General features: G+C 71.9%; 17 protein-coding genes. 12 read left to right on the forward strand and 5 right to left on the reverse strand.

Annotated elements, in window-relative coordinates; translation table 11 throughout:
- Positions 1-27: 27 nt before the first annotated feature.
- Complete coding sequence (locus AB5I40_RS07720) at positions 28-933, forward strand: LysR family transcriptional regulator (protein ID WP_370937739.1); 906 nt, start codon at positions 28-30, stop codon at positions 931-933.
- Between the two features lie 12 nt (positions 934-945).
- Here the strand turns inward: AB5I40_RS07720 and AB5I40_RS07725 are convergent, their stop codons facing one another.
- A complete protein-coding gene (locus tag AB5I40_RS07725; protein ID WP_370940473.1) occupies positions 946-1,770 on the reverse strand; it encodes a DUF72 domain-containing protein in 825 nt (274 codons plus the stop codon).
- A 76-nt stretch (positions 1,771-1,846) separates the two neighbouring features.
- Entirely contained in the window at positions 1,847-2,146 is a 300-nt protein-coding gene (locus AB5I40_RS07730; protein WP_370937740.1) for a hypothetical protein, read from the reverse strand.
- 275 nt (positions 2,147-2,421) lie between these two features.
- Here AB5I40_RS07730 and AB5I40_RS07735 point away from each other — a divergent pair, with 275 nt between their 5' ends.
- The 4 genes from AB5I40_RS07735 to AB5I40_RS07750 are packed head-to-tail and all read left to right on the forward strand — an operon-like array spanning position 2,422 to position 5,811.
- A complete protein-coding gene (locus tag AB5I40_RS07735) occupies positions 2,422-2,856 on the forward strand; it encodes a hypothetical protein (RefSeq protein ID WP_370937741.1) in 435 nt (144 codons plus the stop codon).
- A gap of 51 nt (positions 2,857-2,907) precedes the next feature.
- Positions 2,908-3,111, forward strand: coding sequence for a hypothetical protein (locus AB5I40_RS07740; protein WP_370937742.1), 204 nt, complete (start codon positions 2,908-2,910; stop codon positions 3,109-3,111).
- A 44-nt stretch (positions 3,112-3,155) separates the two neighbouring features.
- The gene (locus AB5I40_RS07745) at positions 3,156-4,226 is read left to right on the forward strand and encodes an NAD-dependent epimerase/dehydratase family protein (RefSeq protein ID WP_370937743.1); all 1,071 of its coding nucleotides are present in this window, start codon (positions 3,156-3,158) and stop codon (positions 4,224-4,226) included.
- 4 nt (positions 4,227-4,230) lie between these two features.
- Positions 4,231-5,811, forward strand: a complete 1,581-nt coding sequence (locus AB5I40_RS07750; RefSeq protein WP_370937744.1) for a phytoene desaturase family protein — start codon at positions 4,231-4,233, stop codon at positions 5,809-5,811.
- Between the two features lie 154 nt (positions 5,812-5,965).
- On the opposite strand, the gene AB5I40_RS07755 is transcribed toward AB5I40_RS07750, so the two are convergent.
- Positions 5,966-6,433 (reverse strand): SRPBCC family protein, encoded by a 468-nt coding sequence (locus AB5I40_RS07755; protein WP_370937745.1) that lies wholly within the window; start codon positions 6,431-6,433, stop codon positions 5,966-5,968.
- 133 nt (positions 6,434-6,566) lie between these two features.
- Here AB5I40_RS07755 and AB5I40_RS07760 point away from each other — a divergent pair, with 133 nt between their 5' ends.
- Complete coding sequence (locus AB5I40_RS07760; RefSeq protein ID WP_370937746.1) at positions 6,567-7,313, forward strand: GAF and ANTAR domain-containing protein; 747 nt, start codon at positions 6,567-6,569, stop codon at positions 7,311-7,313.
- A complete protein-coding gene (locus AB5I40_RS07765; protein WP_370937747.1) occupies positions 7,310-8,083 on the forward strand; it encodes a GAF domain-containing protein in 774 nt (257 codons plus the stop codon). Before AB5I40_RS07760 ends, AB5I40_RS07765 begins: the two co-directional genes overlap by 4 nt.
- Before the next feature lie 6 nt (positions 8,084-8,089).
- Here AB5I40_RS07765 and AB5I40_RS07770 read toward each other — a convergent pair whose 3' ends face one another.
- On the reverse strand, positions 8,090-8,344 hold the full coding sequence (locus AB5I40_RS07770) for a hypothetical protein (RefSeq protein WP_370937748.1): 255 nt from the start codon (positions 8,342-8,344) through the stop codon (positions 8,090-8,092).
- 241 nt (positions 8,345-8,585) lie between these two features.
- On the opposite strand from AB5I40_RS07770, the gene AB5I40_RS07775 reads away from it, so the two are divergent.
- On the forward strand, positions 8,586-9,533 hold the full coding sequence (locus AB5I40_RS07775) for an NAD(P)H nitroreductase (protein WP_370937749.1): 948 nt from the start codon (positions 8,586-8,588) through the stop codon (positions 9,531-9,533).
- Positions 9,534-9,614: 81 nt separating this feature from the next.
- Positions 9,615-10,664 carry a LacI family DNA-binding transcriptional regulator gene (locus tag AB5I40_RS07780; protein WP_370937750.1) on the forward strand — a complete coding sequence of 350 codons (1,050 nt, stop codon included), beginning with the start codon at positions 9,615-9,617 and terminating at the stop codon, positions 10,662-10,664.
- A gap of 38 nt (positions 10,665-10,702) precedes the next feature.
- Here the strand turns inward: AB5I40_RS07780 and AB5I40_RS07785 are convergent, their stop codons facing one another.
- Positions 10,703-11,170, reverse strand: a complete 468-nt coding sequence (locus tag AB5I40_RS07785; RefSeq protein ID WP_370937751.1) for a hypothetical protein — start codon at positions 11,168-11,170, stop codon at positions 10,703-10,705.
- 170 nt (positions 11,171-11,340) lie between these two features.
- Between AB5I40_RS07785 and AB5I40_RS07790 the strand changes: the two genes are divergently transcribed.
- Genes AB5I40_RS07790 through AB5I40_RS07800 form a run of 3 tightly spaced genes read left to right on the forward strand, consistent with a single transcriptional unit; the run spans position 11,341 to position 14,614 of the window.
- Positions 11,341-12,849 (forward strand): ABC transporter substrate-binding protein, encoded by a 1,509-nt coding sequence (locus tag AB5I40_RS07790; RefSeq protein ID WP_370937752.1) that lies wholly within the window; start codon positions 11,341-11,343, stop codon positions 12,847-12,849.
- On the forward strand, positions 12,846-13,784 hold the full coding sequence (locus AB5I40_RS07795; RefSeq protein ID WP_370937753.1) for an ABC transporter permease: 939 nt from the start codon (positions 12,846-12,848) through the stop codon (positions 13,782-13,784). The genes AB5I40_RS07790 and AB5I40_RS07795 overlap by 4 nt, the downstream gene beginning before the upstream one ends.
- Positions 13,781-14,614, forward strand: a complete 834-nt coding sequence (locus AB5I40_RS07800; protein ID WP_370937754.1) for an ABC transporter permease — start codon at positions 13,781-13,783, stop codon at positions 14,612-14,614. The genes AB5I40_RS07795 and AB5I40_RS07800 overlap by 4 nt, the downstream gene beginning before the upstream one ends.

Here is a 14,614-nt window from a genome sequence, read left to right on the forward strand (position 1 = left end):
TGACCCGTTATCCATATGCTTGGGGATATGGATCTGACGACTCGCCTGCTGGAGCAGTTCGTCGTGCTGGCCGAAGAGGAGCACTTCGGCCGGGCCGCCGAACGCCTTTCGATCAGCCAGCCGCCGCTGAGCCAGGCGATCCAGCGCCTCGAACGCGGCCTCGGCGTGCGGCTGCTGGAACGCAGCACCCGCGCCGTGCGGCTGACCGCGGCCGGCGCCGCGTTCGCCCGCGACGCCCGGCATCTGCTCGAAGCCCAGCAGGCCGCCGTCGGCCGCGCGCGGCGGATCGCCGACGGCGCCGAGGGCGAACTGCACCTCGGGTTCATCAGCGGCATTTCCTACACGTTCCTGCCGCGCGTGCTCCGGCTGACGCGGGACCGTTTTCCCGGGCTGCGCCTGCACCTGCACCAGAACACCTCGGCCGAACTGGCGTCGATGGTCCGTTCCGGCAGGCTCGACCTCGCCTTCGTGCGCGGCCCGCTCGCCGACCCGGACGGGCTCGACCTGCGCACGGTGGCGGCCGAACGGCTCGCCGTCGCGCTGCCCGCCGGACATCCGCTGGCCGAGCGCACCGCCCTGCGGCTGACCGACCTCGCGGGCGAAAACTTCTCGCTGCCCTCGCTGACCGCGCTGGCCGGGCTCGCCGAACAGGTCGCCGCCGCGTGCCGCGCCGCCGGTTTCGCTCCGCGAGACGGTGCCCGCGCGGACAGCCTCCCCGGCTTGATCAGCCACGTCGCCGCGGGAAGCTGCGTGTGCCTGGTGCCCGAACAGGTGCCTGCCGGAGCGCTGCCCGGGGTGGTGTTCCGGACGCTGGAAACCACCCGCCGGGACGACGACCTGGCATTGACCGTCGTCGCGGCCGTCCGTGCGGGACAACGGGATCCGGCCGTGGAACGGGTTCTGGCAGTGGCACGGGATTCCGCGCCGGGCTGATTCCGCCCTCGCTCAGAACAACGTCGCGGGCTCGATCGGCTCCGGTTCGGGCAAGGCGTCCAGCTCAGGCACCAGCGCGCGGACGTCGTCGTGGAACCGGCGGGCGAGCGCCGGTGCTTCGTCGTTGTCGGGCGTGTGCAGGAAAACCGTCGGCGAACGACCTTCGCGCAGCCAGCCCGCGACCACCTCGGCCCACGGCCGCCATCCCTCGACGGTCTCCTCCACCGAGTCCCGGCCCAGGTAGCGGACGACCGGCCGGTCGGTCAACGCCCGCGTCCGACGCGGCAGCCGCGGCTTCTTGGCCCAGGCGTCCTGTTCGGCCTCGCTGGTCGGCGGGCGCTGGAAGAAGACGGTGGTGTCGAACGGCACCCACTCGGCGTCCGCCGTGGCGAGCGTCCCCTCCAGCGCCGACGTCGCGCTGGCGTCGGCGAAGAACTCCGGGTGCCGCACTTCCACCGCGCGCCGGAGATTGGCGGGAAGACGGCGCAGGAACCGGCCGAGCGCGTCGACGTCCGAAGGGCCGAACGAGCCGGGCACCTGGGTCCACAGCACCGCCCGCTCGCCGAGGGGCTCGATCGCGTCCAGGAACGCCCGCATCTCGGTCTCGACCCCGGCGAACCGCCGCTCGTGCGTGACGGTCTTGGGCACTTTGACGACGAACCGGAAGTCCGGGCCGGTCTGCTCCGCCCAGGTCTCGACGGTGGCCCGGGCGGGAGTCGCGTAGAAGGTGGTGTTGCCCTCGACCGCGTTGCACCAGCCGGCGTAGGCCCGCAGGCGTTCCTTGGCGGGCAGCGACTGCGGCAGGAACCGCCCCGGCCACGCCTTGTGCGTCCACATCGCGCAGCCGACATGAAGACGTGCCACTTCTCGTCCGCTCCCCTCGCTCGCAAGGGAAATTACTACCCGCGCGCGGTCACCCGTGGGTCCGGGGCCGGTAGTCGCCGTACTGCTGCCGGCGCGCGGGTCCGCGGCGGCGAAGCAGGTGCGCGGGCACGTAGTGGCTGACCGGCCGCGACCACTGGTCGTCGGCGGTGACGAGCTGGTAGGTGACCCAGCCGAGCAGCCCGCCGTCCTCGCGACGCGCCCATTCGAACAGCAGCCCCGGATGCTCGGTCTCGATCCGCAGCCCGGCCCGGTTCCGCGGCGCGAGGAGGTCGGTGCCGAGCACGAGCAGCTTGCGCACGCCCACCCACACCGGAATCGGCGGATCCACTCTCCGCACGGTCGACGGCCACTCGCTCACCTCAGGTCACCCGCTCGCTTCCCCGGTCCCGGGCCGCCCCGGTTCCCGGCGACCCGAGACGGGAGTCGAACATGTGTTCGGGTGAGAAGTCAAATGGGACTGGACGACCTGTGACGGGCGTCTTAACGCGCGCGGTTTCTGCCGCTGCGCCGAACCACGAACCCTGACCGCGTTCCTCGCCCCTGTAACCCTGTCGCGTATCGACAGGAGCAGCCAATAAATTGCTGAGAACAGGGAGGATTCCCTTGCGGTACAAGCACATTGCGGCGACCATGGCCGTCGCCGGTTTACTCAGCCTTGTCGTGACCGGGAACGCCGAGGCCAGCCGGCGGTGCGGTCCCACCTCGGAGGCCGACGGCGCCGGGAGCATGGGAACGTCGTGGACGCTGAAGTCCAAGCACGACGACGACGGGCCCGGCGGGAGCTTCGTCGTCGGCGAGGAGTTCGAGATCCACACCAACGTTCCCGGCCAGGTGTGGTCGATCACGTTCGCCGACAACGGGCAGGTCTTCTTCACCGGTGACGACGTCTCGACGGCCACCGGGATCAGGGAGGTGCACCCGACCGCCAACCACCCGGGCACCAACCAGCACATGACCGCGCACGCGGTCAACCACACGACGGGCGAGGTCATCGACGCCGCCGTGGACGTCGCCCCAGTCCCCGCCTGCGGCGGCTGACCGGGGGGTCCTGCCGCCACCGTCCCTTCAGCGGCAACCGCTCCGGGGACGGTGGCGGCCGCCCTTCGCACGCTCCGGCAGATCGGCGCCGACGAGGCGTTGGCCGCGCTCGTCGAGCCGTCGCAGCGGGAAAACGTCAAGGTCCGCGCCCTCGCGGCCCGATTCCGCGCCTACGCGACCGGCGCCTCTCCCCAGGCCAGCACCGAAGCCGCGCTCGACGTCGCGCCTCCCGAGGCAGGCTCAGCCGGGCGGTGACCAGCGCCGCGTTTCCGCCGGTGCGGAGCGGGTAAACGGCCCGCATGCGGATCGTGATCACAGGCGCCAGCGGCAACGTCGGCACGGCACTGCTGCGCGCCCTCGGCCCCGGCCACGAGATCACCGGCGTCGCCCGCCGGACGCCGGATCGCGCCGCGGAACCGTACTCGCGCGCGGAGTGGAATTCACTCGACATCGGCGCGCCGGGCGCCGCGGAGGCGTTGACGAAGGTTTTCACCGGCGCGGACGCGGTCGTGCATCTGGCGTGGGCCATCTCCCCCGCCTGGAGCGACCCGCCGATGGCGCGGACCAACGAACGCGGCACCGCGAACGTGCTGAAAGCCGTCGGCGACGCAGGCGTCGAGCGTCTGCTGTGCGCGTCCTCGGCGGCGGCCTACGCACCGGAACCGAACGACGAGAAAGTCACCGAGGAATGGCCGTGCCGCGGGATCGCGGAAAGCGCGTACAGCCGGGGCAAAGCGGATCTGGAAGAGGCGCTGGACCTGTTCTCCTCCGCGTATCCGGACGTCGCCGTCGCGCGGATGCGGCCGTGCGCGATCCTGCAGCGGCGCGCTGCGGGGGAATTCACCCGGTGGCTGCTCCCGCCGGTGCTGCCGCCGAACCTGATCGGCGGCCGGTTCTCGCCGATCCCGCTGTGGCGGGGACTGCGGCTGCAGGCCGTGCACACCGACGACGTCGCCGAAGCGTTCCGGCTGGCTCTCGAACAGCGGGCGGTGGGCCCGTTCAATCTCGCCGCCGACGACGTGCTGGACGCGTCGGCGTTCGCGCACGCGGTCGGCGGCACCCGCGTGCCGGTTCCGAAGGCGGCCGCGCGGACCGTCGCTCGCGCGGTGTGGCTCGCCGGGCTGCAGCCGCTGCACCCGGGCTGGCTCGAACTGGCTGACCGCGCCGCGCTGGTCGACACCTCGCGCGCGCGGCTCGTGCTCGGCTGGACGCCGCGGTACAGCTCGGCCGATACCGTCGAGGACCTGGTCGCCGGGATGCGCCGGAAGGAGGGCGCGGAGTCGGCTCCGCTCGCCTCGTCGCGACCCGGCCCGCTCGACCGCGCGCGGGCGCTGGGCCGAGGCCGGCCGACTCGCCAGTCGCAGGCCTGAGCCCGTGCACACCGCCGACGCGATCGTCGTCGGGGCCGGGCACAACGGCCTCGTCGCGGCCAACCTCCTCGCCGACCGGGGCTGGGATGTCGTCGTCCTGGAAGAACAACCCGCTCCGGGCGGAGCCTTGCGCACCGAGGAGATCACCGCCCCCGGCTTCCGCTCGGACCTGTGCGCCGCCTTTTTCCCGCTCGGCGCGGCGTCCCCGGTGCTCCGCGGACTCGGCCTGACCGAGCACGGCCTGCGCTGGCGGCACGCGCCGGACGCGCTCGCGCACGTCTTCCCGGACGACCGCTGCGCCGTCCTCTCCCGCAACCTCGACCGCACCGCGGAATCGATCGCCCGGTTCGCCCCCGCGGACGCGGCATCGTGGCGGGAGCTTTTCGCGCAATGGCACGGATTTCGCGACGAGTTCCTGGACGCGCTGTTCACTCCGTTCCCGCCGGTCCGGGCCGGCGCCCGGTTCCTGCGGCGCACCGGAACCGCCGAACTGCTGCGGCTCGCGCGGATGCTCACGCTGCCCGCCCGGCGGTTCGCGCGCGAACGTTTCGACGGCGCGGGGGCCCGGCTGCTGCTGTCCGGAAACGCCGCGCACAGCGACCTTTCCGTCGACAACGCCGGAAGCGCGGTGTTCGGCTGGCTGCTGGGGATGCTCGCCCAGGACGTCGGATTCCCGGTGCCCGAGGGCGGCGCGAGCGAACTGGCGGCCGCGTTGGCACGCCGGCTCCGCGCCAACGGCGGTTCTGTCCATTGTGGAGTCTCGGTGACCGAGGTGCTCGTGGCGCGCGGCAAGGCGGTCGGCGTGCGCTGCGCGGACGGCGAGCCGATCCGGGCCCGCAAGGCGGTGCTGGCCGACGTCGCCGCGGACACGTTGTACGGCAACCTCGTCGCGCCGGAATGGCTGCCCTCGCGGTTGCTGGCGGATCTCCAGAAGTTCGAATGGGACAGTGCGACGGTGAAGGTCGATTGGGCGCTGTCCGAACCGATCCCGTGGACCGCGAAGGACGCACGCGGCGCGGGCACCGTCCACTTAGGCTGCGACGAGGACGGATTGTCCGCTTTCGGCGCGGACCTGGCCCGAGACCGCGTGCCCGAACAGCCGTTTCTGCTGCTGGGCCAGATGACGACCGCGGATCCGAGCCGCTCTCCCGCCGGGACGGAATCCGTCTGGGCCTACACGCACATCCCGCGCGGCAGCGACCGCGAAACGGTGCGGCGGCAAGCCGAACGCATCGAGGAGACAGTGGAGCGCAACGCACCCGGGTTCCGGGACCAGATCCTCGCCCGCCGCGTGCAGGGCCCGGCGGAGCTGGCCGGCCACGACGCGAACCTCGTCGGCGGCGCGATCAACGGCGGCACGACGGCGATCCACCAGCAGCTGTTCTTCCGCCCGGTGCCGGGCCTCGGCCGGTCCGACACGCCCGTCGACCGGCTGTACCTCGCCGGCGCCGCGGCCCATCCCGGCGGCGCGGTCCACGGCGGGCCGGGCGCGAACGCCGCCCGCGCCGCGCTGGCCCGCGACCACGCGCTGGGCCCGGGATACGCCGCGGTGATCCGCGCGGCGAACCGTGCCGTCTACGGCTGATCCGGCTCGGCCCCGGCACGACGGCAATCCCTCGGCCGCCGTGCCCCGGCCCTCGGCCGAGCCGACTCCGTCCGGCGGAGCATGCCGCAACGGGAACGCCGCCCCGCGCCGCAATCGCCCGCTCAGGCCCGGGATACTCGGCGAACCGGCCCGGCTACGGCTGCCCCGGCGCCTGCCCGGTCCCCCGCCAGCGCCCGAGCGCCAACGCCGACAGCCGCGCCAGCGACTCCTTGTTGCGCGGCCCGAGCACCAGCGCCTGCAAGCTTTCCGGCAGCAATGCACCCGCCCCGCCGGTCACCCGCTCGGCCATCCGGACCGTCGTCTCCGCCGCCCCGTTCGGCGCCAGCGAAAGCTCGATCTTCGCGGTGCCGAGCACGCCGCCGCGAGCCTCCAGTTCCAGGGACGCCCCCGGTTCGACCGCCAGCACCGCCGTCGTGTCCTCCAGCTGCAGCGGCCATCCGCCGACGCTGTGGTGGATGCGCGCGCCGACCTGGGGCCAGCTCGCGTCGACGTCGCGGATGTGGCAGCTGCCCACGACCCAGCCGGAGTAGGACCAGCCGTCCGCCAGGACCTCGAACACCGCTTCCGGCGGCGCGGGCACCGTCCGGCTCACCTCGACCATGCGTCTCCTCCTCGCGTCCCCGCCGGATTTCCCTCGTACGGGGCGGGCAAACTCCCGGCCGCCGACAAGGTTCCGCGAGGCGGCCCGCCGGGCTGCCCGCGCGCGAGGCGTCTCGTAGGGTGGAGGGTCTGGGATGTCCGGCGGCGCGAAGGGGGCCACGAGGGTGGAGGGCCAGCACCGGCAGCCGCTGTGGAAGGCGATCGCCGCCGCGCCCGGGGCTCCGACCAGCCGCGACAGCTGGGCGCAGCGGGTGTGCCTCGCCTGCGTGGAGACGATGGACCAGGTCGACGCGGCGATCCTGTCGCTGCGGGCGGACCCGCGGTCGGAGGAAGTGCTGGGAGCGAGCGACCCATGGGCGGCGAGATTGGCGGAACTGGAGTACACGGCCGGGGAAGGACCCGGTGCGGAAGCCTTCGACACCGGGAGCCCGGTGCTGGTCGCGGACCTGACCGCCGACCAGGTGCGCTGGCCGGGATTCGCCCAGACCGCGCTCGCGGCGGGGCTCGGCGCGGTGTTCGCCTTCCCGCTGCAGTTCGGCGGCATCCGGCTCGGCACCCTCGAGCTCGTCCGGCGCCGTCCCGGAGGACTGACCAGCGCGGAGACGAGAGACGCCGCTCTCGCCGCCGACCTGGCGACGGCGGCGCTGCTGCGGCAGTCCCGCGAGGCCGAACGCGCCGGCCTCGAATTCGCCCCGCGCACGGTGATCTCCTACCAGGACGTCCACATCGCCACCGGCATGCTCGCGGCCCAGCTGCGGATCAGCCTCGACGACGCGTTCGCCCGCCTGCGCGCCCACGCCTACAGCACGAACCGGTCGCTCCTCGACGTGGCCAAAGACGTGCTGGAGCGCCGCATCACCCTTGAGGAGTCGTCCGAATGAGCCATCCCACCGACGAAAACGCCGGCCGCCGGACGACGGACAGACACGTCGGCCTCCTGCCCGCGGCGGTCCCCTCGGCGCTGGCCGCGATCACCTCCCGCCTGGTCGGCAATCCGGACAACGCCGCGGTGCTGCGCCTGATCACCGAGGTCGGCACCGGGCTGCTCGGCGCGCAAGGCACCGGGGTGCTGCTGAAGGACCCGCGCGGCGAGCCCGCCGTCGTGGCGGCCTCGGACGAGACCGCGCAGTTCGTGGAGCTGCTGCAGACCGACCTGCGCCAGGGACCGTGCGTCGACTGCATCGCGACCGCGGCCGTGGTCGTCGCGCCCGACCTGAACCGCGAGCGGGACCGCTGGCCGGGCTTCACGACGGCGGCGCTGTCGGCCGGGTACCAGGCCGTGGTCGCGGTGCCGCTGAAGCTGGACGGCGAAGCGGTGGGCGGGTTCAACCTGCTGTTCGCCGCGCCGACCGAACCGCAGCCGTGGCAGTCGGCGCTGGCGCAGGTGGTGTCGGACCTCGCGGTGCTGGCCCTGGTCCAGGAAACCGGCCCGCGGCGTTCGGACCGGCTGTTCGAGGCGACCCTCGCGTCGCTGAACGACCGGGTCCAGCTGAGCCAGGCCGTCGGGATGGTCGCCGGAACCCTCGGCACCGACCCGGAAACGGCCCGCTCCCTGGTGAACGACTACGCGACCCGGCACGACCGGCCGCTGCGCGAGGTCACCCGCGCGCTGATCGACCGCACCCTCGACCCGGCCGACCTCGCCGGCTGACGCCGGTCAGGCCCAGCCCCCGTAGTCCGGATCGGCCGGGCTCTCGGCCGAGGCATCTGCCGCCGCCACCACGCGCGCGGCCTCCGCGCTGTCTCCGCCGGAGCCGCCGGACAGGACGCGCAACGCCTCCGCGGCGTCGCACCCGCGCGTGCTCTGGACAATGCCCACCGCCTCGCCGATCGCCGCCCGTTTCGCAATCGACGCGCTCAGCAGCCGAGCCGCCGCGGTGCACGCGGCTTCGTCCAGGCGCTGAGGAGACATGCTTCCACCGTCCTCTCCCGTACCGGCGCACGCCAGTGCCCCTTGGCAGCGAGACGAAGGACGAATTCACCTGCGGCCGGAGTACGGACGGCCCGGCCCGGCGACCGCGAGCTTCGCGCAACGGGACCGCAGGTTGCTCCGAAGTGATGAACCTTGGCCCCTATCGCCTGACCGCGCCGGGGCGCACCATGGAGCCTGGCACCGACCGGACGCACTCCCCCGACTCCAGCGGGAAGCAACCATGCCGAATTCGCGGGTTCCCAGCCCCGCCGCCGTCGAGGCGGCGGTGGCAGCGGCACTTCTCGCCCCAGGCGCCTCCGACGCCCCGCGCTGGCAGTGGCGCATCGGCTACCGCACGCTGCACCTGTGCGCGGGGCGAGCCGCCGACGACCCCGCCGGGCAATGGCAGACGTTCAGCAGCGGCGCGGCACTGCACCATCTCCGGGTCGCCTTCGCCGGTCTCGGCTGGGCCTGCGCGGTGGACCGGCTGCCGTCCCCTGGCCAGCCGGACTGCCTTGCCGTGGTGACGCCGCGGCCGGGCGAACCGCGTTCCGGGGAAGTCGCGCTGGCGACGTCGATCGCCCGGCGCCGAGAGGATTTGCGGCCGTGCGGCGGCCGGCCGGTGCCGTCCGACTGCCTTGATCGGCTTTCGCACGCGGCGGCGCGCGAAGGCGCGGTATTGCACCCGGTGGAAGACCGCGCTGTCCGCGGTTACCTGATGACCGCGGTCGGCGACGGCACCAGGGTTCCCGCGCAGATGCGTCGCGAAGAGGCGTACGCACGCAGCTCGTCCCTCGTCGCTCCGCAGGGTGTTCTCGTCCGTACGGCGGTGGGAAACCAGCCGCCGCTCGCGCGAAGCGAAGCGGAATCTCGCCGCGACGGCGCTTCGCTGCTGGTGCTCAGCACGCCCGGCGACGATCGCCTTGACTGGCTGCGCGCGGGAGAAGCGCTGAGCTCGGTGCTGCTGACCGCGACGGGGTACGGATTGTCGTCCGGACGGCTGCGCCGAACCGGGCCGCGGCTGCGCGAGACTCTCGCGGAACGCGTCACGCTCGGCAGGGCCCCGCAAGCGGTGTTGTGGGTGGGACGGCCGCCTGTTGGTGTGAAGCGGCTTCAGATGACGAGGTCGCACGCGACCGTCGACGATGTGCTGGAACCGCTTCAGGCACCGGCGAAACATGGCTTCTGACCGGCGGCGCTGACTCGTCGGCGCGGTCGTCCACTTCCCACAGTGCCGAATGGACGCCGTCCGGTGCTTTAGAGTGGCACCGTGGCAGCGGAAACCGGGGAAGTTCGGGGCGCCGGGCGCCGGCCGGTCCTTTCCGACGTCGCGCGGCTGGCCGGGACCTCCACGGCGGTGGTCAGCTACGTCCTCAACGACGGGCCGCGTCCGGTGGCCGACAAGACGCGGCGCAAGGTCGAGGACGCCATCCGGATGCTCGGCTACCGGCGCAATCCGCTCGCCGGGGCGTTGAGCGGCGGCCGGTCCAATTTGGTCGGACTGCTGGTGCCGGACACCGCGAACGCGTTCTACGGCGAGATGTCGCGCTGCCTCGAAGCGGAGGGCCGCCGCCGGGGATTGCTGACGCTGCTCGGCAACACCGATTACCGGCCGGGGCTCGCCGACGAATACGGCGAGGCCTTCTCCGAACTGCGCCCGCGCGGGATTTTCGTGACGACCGGCGAAAAACCGCGCTTGTCCGCCGAAACGCCGTGCGTGTTCCTGCAGTGGGCCGCGCCGGACGACAGTTCGCCCAGCGTGGTGTTCAACGACTTCGACGGCGCGCGGCTCGTCACCGAGCATCTGCTCGGGCACGGGTACGAAGACATCTTTTGCGTGGCAGGCGAAATCGCGGTGGGACCGGCCGAAGGCCGCGAAGGCGGCTGGCGCGAGGCGATGGCGGACGCCGGTCTGCCCGCCGAGGGCAGGCTCGTCCGGACGTCCTTCGACAAGGTCGAGGCGGGCCGCGCGGTGCGCGACGTGCTGACGAGCGGCCGCCGGATCCGCGCCGTCTACGCGACCACCGACGAACAGGCGCTGGTGACCATCCGCATCGCACACAGCCTGGGTCTGCGCGTGCCGGAAGACCTCGCCGTCGTCGGCTTCGACGGAACGAGAGAAGCCCGCCTCGGCAACGTCCCGCTCACCACGGTCCACCTGCCGCTGGAGGAATTCGCGGTGCGCGCCTTCGCCGCCCTGGACGGCCGAGCCGATTCTTCGACCGTCCTGGACGGAACCCTCAGCATCGGCGTGACGTGCGGCTGCGAACCCGGAACCGCCGAGGAAGCCGCGCACGCCGCAGCAGCCGCCAGCGGATAACCGCCCCGCCACGGCGAATCCGCGACGGGGCGGTCTCGCTACCGCGCGAGAGTGTTGTGCTCGTCCGAGGCGTACTCTGAATTCAACGACAGCGCACTGAACCGGAACGGCCGGTCCACTCGCGTGAAGCCGAGCGGGCAATGCCGGGTGCCCGCGGGCAGGTAGACCGAGCCGCTCGTGGTGATCGCATGCCGGACGCCCTCGACGTCGAGGTAGATCTCCGCGCCGAGGTCGTCCGGGTCCGCCGGGTTGTTCCCGTGCCAGATCAGGACCTCGTCGTAGTCGTGCTGATGCTCCTTCACCCACTGCACCGGAGTGTCGCATTCGCTGATCCACGTGTAGGTGAGGTGGATCTTGCTCTCCGGCACCTCCTTCGCGCGCATGAGGGCGAGCGATTCGCCGACGTTGGGCGGTTCCACGACGCCTGCCGCGGCGCCCTCGTTGACGAGGTCGTCGAGACAGTTCGGCATTTTCCTCACGAACAGGTGCTCGTACGGACTGGTCATGCGGCTGCTTCCTCCTCTGCTCCCGGACGGGGCCGAGCCGGTCGCCGCTCACTCTAAACGATTAGCTTCTCCACTTGTAGACTCTTCCCTCGCGCCGGAACTGGCCGTACCCTGTGGCGACGCCGGGCAGATCTAACGGCTTAGATTTCTGGCTTCCCTGGAGGTTCCCAGTGTCGCGCAGACCCCGATGCCTGCCAACCCTCCTGCTCGCCGCCGCGCTGCTCGCCGGCTGCGGCCGTCCCGACGACGCGGCCGCGGGCGCAGGTGCGGGCGGCATGCTCCGCGTCTCCGTCTCGACCGACGCGGGCGAGGTCCTCAACCCCTACGCCAGCAACCAGGGCCCGATCCAGGAGCTGCGCAGTTCCCTGGTCTTCGAGGGGCTCACCGCGCTCGGCCCCGACGGCAGGACCGAGTGGCGGCTGGCGACCGGCATGACGCCGAACGCCGACCGGACACAGTGGACGATCACCCTGCGCCCCGGCGTGAAGTTCAGCGACGGCACCGAGTTCACCTCCGCCGACGTCGTCTCGAGCATCAAGTACCTGCGCGATCCCGTCCACGCCGCGCAGGGCCTCGCGCTGATCCAGATGATCGACCCGGCCACCGTCCAGGCGGTGGACAAGCTCACCGTCCGGGCAGGGCTGACCGAACCGTTCAGCCCGTTCAAGGACATCTGGACGAGCGTGCTGCTGCCGATGACCAAAACCGGGTCGGCCCCGGCGAAGCCGATCGGCACCGGGCCGTTCGCGGTCAAGTCGTTCGCCGCGGGCCGGGAGTCCACAGTGGAGCGATTCGACGGTTACTGGGGCCGGAAACCGAAGCTCGCCGCCGTGCAGCTCATCGAATACCAGAGCCAGCAGGCGCAGGCGAACGCGCTGCTGTCCGGCCGGGTCGACATCGCGTCGAACACGACCCCGACGATCGCGAAGTCGCTCGTCGGCCGCAGCGGCATCCAGTTGCTCGACAGCAAAGGGACTTTCAGCCTGCAGATCGGGCTCGACACGGCCGTCGCGCCGTTCCGCGACGTCCGGGTGCGCCAGGCCCTGCGGCTGCTGGTCGACCGGCAGCAGATAGTGTCCAATGTGTTCAGCGGCTACGCCCGGATCGCGAACGACTACGAGACCACCACTCCGCAGTGCGCCGCGCCGAACCTCCCGCAGCGAGCCCCGGACATCGCCGCCGCGAAACGGCTGCTGGCCGAGGCCGGGCAAAGCGACCTGTCGTTCGCGATCACCACGGACGGCCTGCTGCCCGGCATGTCGGAGCTGGCGCAGGTCTTCGCGCAGAACGCCGCGCTGGCGGGCGTCAAGGTGACCGTCAACGTGGTCCCGACGCCGGAACTGCTAGCGAAATGGGGCCAGTGGCCTGCTTTCGTCGACTACAACCCGGTCCCCTACCTGCCGTCCGTGCTCGGCGGGCTGCTGCCGGACCGGGTCGGCAACGCCGCGCACTGGAACGACGCTGCTTTCACGGGCCTGGCCGGTGAACTGTTCCGGTCGCCCGAGCAGCAGCAATGCCCGCTCATGAACCGGATGCACGAAATCGAGTACACGAACGGCCCGTACATCATCCCCGCGTTCTCCGACGTGCTCCTGCCGCACCGCGCGGCAGTGCAAGGATTGGTGCCGGATGTGAACGGCCGTCCGCTGTCGTTCCTGACCGACGTGACCGTCGGATGACCGCGCGCTGGCTCGTGCGGCGGCTCGCGCTCGGCGTGCTCGTGCTGTTTCTGGTCTCGGTGCTGGTTTTCCTGGTGACCCAAGCCTTGCCGGGCGACGTGGCGCGCATCGTCCTCGGCAAGGACGCCACTGTCGAGCAGGTGGCGAACCTGCGTCACCAGCTCGGGCTCGACCAGCCGCTCCTGGAGCAGTACGGCCGCTGGCTGGGTGGACTGCTCACCGGGCATCCGGGAGTGTCGCTGCAGAACAAGGAACCCGTCGCGGAAATCCTCGGGCCGCGGATCGTGAACTCGTTCACCCTCGGCTTCGTCTCGATGGTGCTGATCCTGCCGCTCTCGGTGGTCGCCGGGGTCCTGAGCGCCGCGCGCCGCGACAGTTTCGCGGACAAGGCGTTCGTCGCGGTCACGTCGCTGAGCATGGCGCTGCCGCCGTTCGTCGTGGGGATGCTGCTGATCGCGCTCTTCGCCACCTCGCTGCTCGGGGTGCTGCCGGGAGTCTCGGACATCCCGCCCGGCGACCTGCCGTGGTGGCATCCGGCCGAACTCGTGCTGCCGGTCGCGACGCTCACGTTCATGGGGGTGATGTACTTGGGCCGCTTGGTGCGCGCTTCGGTCATCGACGCGCTCGACAGCGAATACGTGCAGATGGCAGTCCTCAAAGGACTCAGCCGGCGGCGCATCCTGTTCCGGCACGCGCTGCCCAACGCCATCGCCGCGAGCCTGCCCGCGGCCGGTCTGGTCGCGGCCGTCACGATCACCGGCGTCGTGGTGGTCGAATACGTCTACTCGTATCCCGGGCTCGGCACCGCGCTGGTCAGTGCGGTGAACGCGCACGATCTGCCGGTCCTGCAGGCGTGTGTGCTCATCCTCGCGGCCACGTACTACCTGTGCAATCTCCTCGCGGACGTCCTCGCCGCGGCGGGGCGGACCCGATGAGCGTTTCGGTGGTGCGCCGTGCGGCCCGGACCGGTCGTGCGCGGCTCGGGCTCGGGTTGCTCGCCGCGATCGCCTTCATCGTCGTCTTCGGCCCGCTGCTCGCACCGTGGCCGCCGACCGCCATCGTCGCGCCTCCGCTGGAGGGACCGAGCGCGGAATTCCCGTTGGGCACCGACCTTTTGGGCCGGGACGTGTTCAGCCGCCTGCTGTCCGGCGGCGGCACCTTGACCTGGATGACGCTCCTCGCCACCGGAATCGGCGTGGTCCTCGGGGCGCTCATCGGCTTGGCCGCGGCCTACCGGGACGGCCTCGCCGACACCGTCCTCATGCGAGCGATGGACATCGTGCTGAGTTTTCCGGAGACCATCTTCGTGCTGGTGTTCGTGGCCGCGTTCGGCCGCCATCCGCTGCTCACCGCGTCGCTCGTCGGAGTCGCGTTCGCCCCCGGCGTCTCCCGCGTGCTGCGCGGCGCGGCACTGCCGGTGCTCGACAGCGAGTATGTGTTGTGGGCCAAGGCGAACGGCCTGCCCGGGCGGCAGATCGTCCTCGGCGAGGTACTGCCCGGCGTGACGTCGCCGCTGATGGTGGAAACCGGGATGCGGCTGGTGTGGGCGGTCACCGCGATCGCGTCGCTGAACTATCTCGGGTTCGGCATCACGCCGCCCGCGCCGGATTGGGGGCTCATGGTCAGCGAGAACCAGGACGGCCTGGCCGTCGCGCCGCTGCCGGTGCTGGCGCCGATCGTGCTGATCCTCATGATGGCGCTCGGCGGCAACCTCGTGGCCGAGTCCGTCGCCCGGACGGTCAGCCGCACGGAAGGAAAGAGCTGA

The organism is Amycolatopsis sp. cg13 (assembly GCF_041346965.1).
Lineage (GTDB): Bacteria > Actinomycetota > Actinomycetes > Mycobacteriales > Pseudonocardiaceae > Amycolatopsis.

Coding starts and splice junctions, on each gene's coding strand:
- AB5I40_RS07720 (WP_370937739.1), top strand. CDS start 28: ATGGATCTGACGACTCGCCTGCTGGAGCAGTTCGTCGTGCTGGCCGAA.
- AB5I40_RS07725 (WP_370940473.1), bottom strand. CDS start 1,770: ATGTGGACGCACAAGGCGTGGCCGGGGCGGTTCCTGCCGCAGTCGCTG.
- AB5I40_RS07745 (WP_370937743.1), top strand. CDS start 3,156: ATGCGGATCGTGATCACAGGCGCCAGCGGCAACGTCGGCACGGCACTG.
- AB5I40_RS07755 (WP_370937745.1), bottom strand. CDS start 6,433: ATGGTCGAGGTGAGCCGGACGGTGCCCGCGCCGCCGGAAGCGGTGTTC.
- AB5I40_RS07760 (WP_370937746.1), top strand. CDS start 6,567: ATGTCCGGCGGCGCGAAGGGGGCCACGAGGGTGGAGGGCCAGCACCGG.
- AB5I40_RS07765 (WP_370937747.1), top strand. CDS start 7,310: ATGAGCCATCCCACCGACGAAAACGCCGGCCGCCGGACGACGGACAGA.
- AB5I40_RS07770 (WP_370937748.1), bottom strand. CDS start 8,344: ATGTCTCCTCAGCGCCTGGACGAAGCCGCGTGCACCGCGGCGGCTCGG.
- AB5I40_RS07775 (WP_370937749.1), top strand. CDS start 8,586: ATGCCGAATTCGCGGGTTCCCAGCCCCGCCGCCGTCGAGGCGGCGGTG.
- AB5I40_RS07785 (WP_370937751.1), bottom strand. CDS start 11,170: ATGACCAGTCCGTACGAGCACCTGTTCGTGAGGAAAATGCCGAACTGT.
- AB5I40_RS07795 (WP_370937753.1), top strand. CDS start 12,846: ATGACCGCGCGCTGGCTCGTGCGGCGGCTCGCGCTCGGCGTGCTCGTG.
- AB5I40_RS07800 (WP_370937754.1), top strand. CDS start 13,781: ATGAGCGTTTCGGTGGTGCGCCGTGCGGCCCGGACCGGTCGTGCGCGG.